The organism is Paraglaciecola sp. 25GB23A (genome assembly GCF_040012495.1).
Taxonomy (GTDB): Bacteria; Pseudomonadota; Gammaproteobacteria; order Enterobacterales; family Alteromonadaceae; genus Paraglaciecola.
The window spans coordinates 1-3318 of record NZ_JBDYKM010000056.1 but is presented as its reverse complement, the minus strand read 5'-3'; the positions used below and the strand labels follow the sequence as shown (position 1 = coordinate 3318).

Annotated in this window: 4 protein-coding genes; 3 read left to right on the top strand and 1 reads right to left on the bottom strand. The window is 39.8% G+C overall.

Features of this window, described 5'->3' with window-relative positions:
• Positions 1 to 95: 95 nt before the first annotated feature.
• Positions 96 to 1052, bottom strand: coding sequence for an IS110 family transposase (locus ABKW31_RS22670; protein ID WP_348618993.1), 957 nt, complete (start codon positions 1050 to 1052; stop codon positions 96 to 98).
• 320 nt (positions 1053 to 1372) lie between these two features.
• On the opposite strand from ABKW31_RS22670, the gene ABKW31_RS22665 reads away from it, so the two are divergent.
• The 3 genes from ABKW31_RS22665 (at position 1373) to ABKW31_RS22655 (ending at position 2644) form a co-directional block, all read left to right on the top strand.
• Complete coding sequence (locus ABKW31_RS22665) at positions 1373 to 1786, top strand: hypothetical protein (RefSeq protein ID WP_348618992.1); 414 nt, start codon at positions 1373 to 1375, stop codon at positions 1784 to 1786.
• A 70-nt stretch (positions 1787 to 1856) separates the two neighbouring features.
• Positions 1857 to 2111: a hypothetical protein gene (locus tag ABKW31_RS22660; protein ID WP_348618991.1), complete on the top strand. Its 255-nt coding sequence runs from the start codon at positions 1857 to 1859 to the stop codon at positions 2109 to 2111.
• A gap of 89 nt (positions 2112 to 2200) precedes the next feature.
• Entirely contained in the window at positions 2201 to 2644 is a 444-nt protein-coding gene (locus tag ABKW31_RS22655) for a hypothetical protein (protein ID WP_348618990.1), read from the top strand.
• Positions 2645 to 3318: the final 674 nt, after the last annotated feature.

Here is a 3318-nt window from a genome sequence, read left to right as displayed (position 1 = left end):
CCATCGAGTTTCTCAATTAAAGATCCTGATGGTAATTCAATCCTTTTTGACCAGCATGTGTAAACAACACTAACAAGAGACTATGGCGTCAATAGCTAATTTAAAGCCTTTGGAGCTTCCCACATCACTCCATCTCTTAGCATCGAATTTAATATCACTATCATCTTTCTGATACAGGCAATAATTGCTACTTTTTTAGGTTTTCCAGCGGCAACGAGTCGTTGATACGTGGTCTTGAAAACGGGGTTACATTGTATGGCGGACATCATAGCCATGTATAAAACTGTTCTAATTTGGGGCCTTCCACCTTGAATTTTTCGAACACCTTTATAGCAACCACTTTCTCTGTTCATGGGGGCGACTCCAATCAATGCACTAGCCTGTTTACTGTTGATGTAACCTAATTCAGGCAGGTTGCTAATGATTGATGCAGCAGCAATTTTACCGATGCCAGGCATACTTTGTAGAATGACGTTTTTAGCTTGGTAATCAGGACAACTTTCAATCAATGAGAGTATTTTTGCTTCAATCTTAGCTATTTGCTGTTTGAATAGCGTTAAGAACGGTTTTATGGTCATTGTGAGATGTTTGGGTAGTATCTGAATACGATTTTTTTCCATTGTTTGCATGCTGAGTAATTGATTTCTTCTGGCAACTAAATCACTCATAATCCTTATTATTTCAGGCTTTAGTGCTGATAACTGCGGTTGAACGGCTTCAGCATAATGAGCAATCAACTTGGCATCTAGCTTATCTGTTTTGGCACGCTGACCAATGGCACCAGCGAAGCGTTTTATGTGAATAGGATTGGCAATTACAAAAGGTAAGCCCGCTTCAGCACACGCTATGATGAAGGCCATTTCAAGTCTTCCTGTGGCTTCAATGACAATGCGCATTGGTGCATAGTTTTTTATTTTCTTAATAGCCTCTTTAATACCTTTTTCATCGTTAGTTACGGTGAAATAGATACCCAAAGGACGAATATAAATGTCGAGTTGAAACTTTCCAGTATCGACACCAACGTTAATGTTTTGCTCTGTTTTAATTTTCATAATAAGCTAACTCTTGCTTGCATAATGCGGGTTCTAGACCCAGTAGACTATTCGAGTATGGTGCTTGGAGTCCTATGCGGTGTTCACTCTTGTTATCGGTCTCTCAACTGAGGAACCACCAAGTCACCGAACTACCACATAGACAGCTTTAGTTGCTGCTAAAGCCTGGGTCTCACTTTACCCAAAACTGTGTTTCAAAAGGAATATTTTAAGTGGTTAATTATCCATACAAGCCAAGTCAGCGGGAATTTTACTCGCTGAAAAACACTCATAAAATCCCCTGCTTGGGGCGTTATACGCTATGAGTATCAGGGATAGAAATGTTATCTGAAAAACCAAATTACCTTATCGTTACCGAAAAATTAGGGTTTAAATTCCCTTTAGCTTGGTGCATAGCTGCACTTGTTATTGGCGCGGCTACTCAGGAAGTCTCCTCAGCGTTATTTATTTCAATAGGTTCACTCTTCATGGTTTGGCTAACTTGTAAGCTAGCGAGCTTATTTTTTAGCTTTCAACAACACAGTGGCATTCTCAAAAACAATCTTTACGACAACGCCATGAAAGCTGTTTGGTTTATTTCGCTAATCTGTCTGTTAATAAACGTCTTTAAATCCATATTTTTTCAACAAGGTAGCGCCTCATTTCTTGGTGCCGTATTCTCAATTGTTTATTTCAGCTTTATGCTTGCAGCAGCAAACAAGTGGGGGATGCACTACGTTGATAAGCGCGTATAACAAGCCAATTATTCCGACCTCAACTCGCTGCGCTTGTTTCGTCGGCATATTGGGGCGTTAAGAGGCAAGGATGAGCGGCAGAATATCGAAAGGATGGTATTGGACATCGGTTTTGCTTGGAGCCTTGTTTCTGATTCAATATTGGATTGAATTTTTATCGAATTTGGAATCAGGGAATATTGCAGGCTATAAGAATTACTGGGGGGCGGATGTCGGAGTTTATTTATTGTTGGCAGTCCTTTTGATACTTACTCCCACATTGTTCTATTTTGCTTGGAAGCATTTTCCAAAATCTAAAAATAAAGTCACAAAGGATGAATCGTAATGCCTCTTAACAAGCCAAGCCAGCGGGAATTTTACTCGCTGAAAAACACTCATAAAATCCCCTGCTTGGGGCGTTAGGTGTACCTAGAGATGGAACCAAGATTAGAGATAAAGTTTTTGCGTGATGACCCTTCAAAGATTTGGGTAACTGCTAATAATGAAAGCTTTGCGGGTGAAACGGAGCAGTATATAAATCCAAAAACCTTACAAAATCTGTCTGATCAGTTGGTTGGATTCCCCAAGTCAAATTCTGATGAAGTGATATTCGAAATTGGAGAAAAGGACTCAACTGATGGTTATTGTAAATTAAAATTTTATTGTTTTGACTCCGCTGGTCACACAGCAGTTATAGTATCAATATCAAATGGGGTAGCAGGTAATCAATCATCTGATAACCTTTGCTCTGCCATATTTAAGTTGCAATTTGAGGCATTCTCACTGGACGAATTTAGTTCTTCTATCAAGAGAGTTTTAGATTTAGGTGAAGGTAAGTCAGTGTTAATAGGTATCAATGCGTACACACAAAATATTTAGCAGCGGAACACCTAACAAAACAATAAACAACATTCGCTTCGCTCATTGGGAAAAAGCCTCGCTGTCGCTCAGCTTTTCCCGTTATTGTAAGCGTTAGGTAACCCATGAAGACGGAAATTGATGAGCACAAGGAAAGCTACCAAGATTGGGGGTTGGATAATCTAGTGTATAGAGATGGATTGCTTACGTTGACTCTGGTCACTTATGACGACGATAAAGATCCCACAAAATTTCAGATTAGTTTCACTTCTGCTGTTCTATTTAAAGTCTACGACGAGTGTTCTCACTTCCAGGATTTTCATCAATTTAGGGACGATGGCATAGTCGGTTCATATGAAAACTCCAGCTTTCTTGAATATGCCACAAATCAAACTAATGTAATGTCACTAAACCATAATAAACTATGCCACTGGTCTGTTATGACCACAAACGAGTTTGTTCATGTGTTGTCTAGTGAAGAATCGAGAATATACAATGTTACCTAACAAGGCGCGTCACAAGGAAAACCACTCGCTGGCCTTCGGCCATAGCGCTCCCGTTTTCCTGTGCGCTTGGCGTTAGGCGCACTATGAGTTCGAATTTCGTGAAGCTATTTACAATTCTAATTGGATTTTGCTGTACTCCTGTTCTTGCTGAAGAGGATGACTTTTGGGAACGTAATTATCAGCATTGTT

Excerpts from the sequence above, each read along its gene's own strand:
- ABKW31_RS22660 (WP_348618991.1), top strand. The coding sequence starts at position 1,857 with ATGAGCGGCAGAATATCGAAAGGATGGTATTGGACATCGGTTTTGCTT.
- ABKW31_RS22655 (WP_348618990.1), top strand. The coding sequence starts at position 2,201 with ATGGAACCAAGATTAGAGATAAAGTTTTTGCGTGATGACCCTTCAAAG.
- ABKW31_RS22665 (WP_348618992.1), top strand. The coding sequence starts at position 1,373 with ATGTTATCTGAAAAACCAAATTACCTTATCGTTACCGAAAAATTAGGG.
- ABKW31_RS22670 (WP_348618993.1), bottom strand. The coding sequence starts at position 1,052 with ATGAAAATTAAAACAGAGCAAAACATTAACGTTGGTGTCGATACTGGA.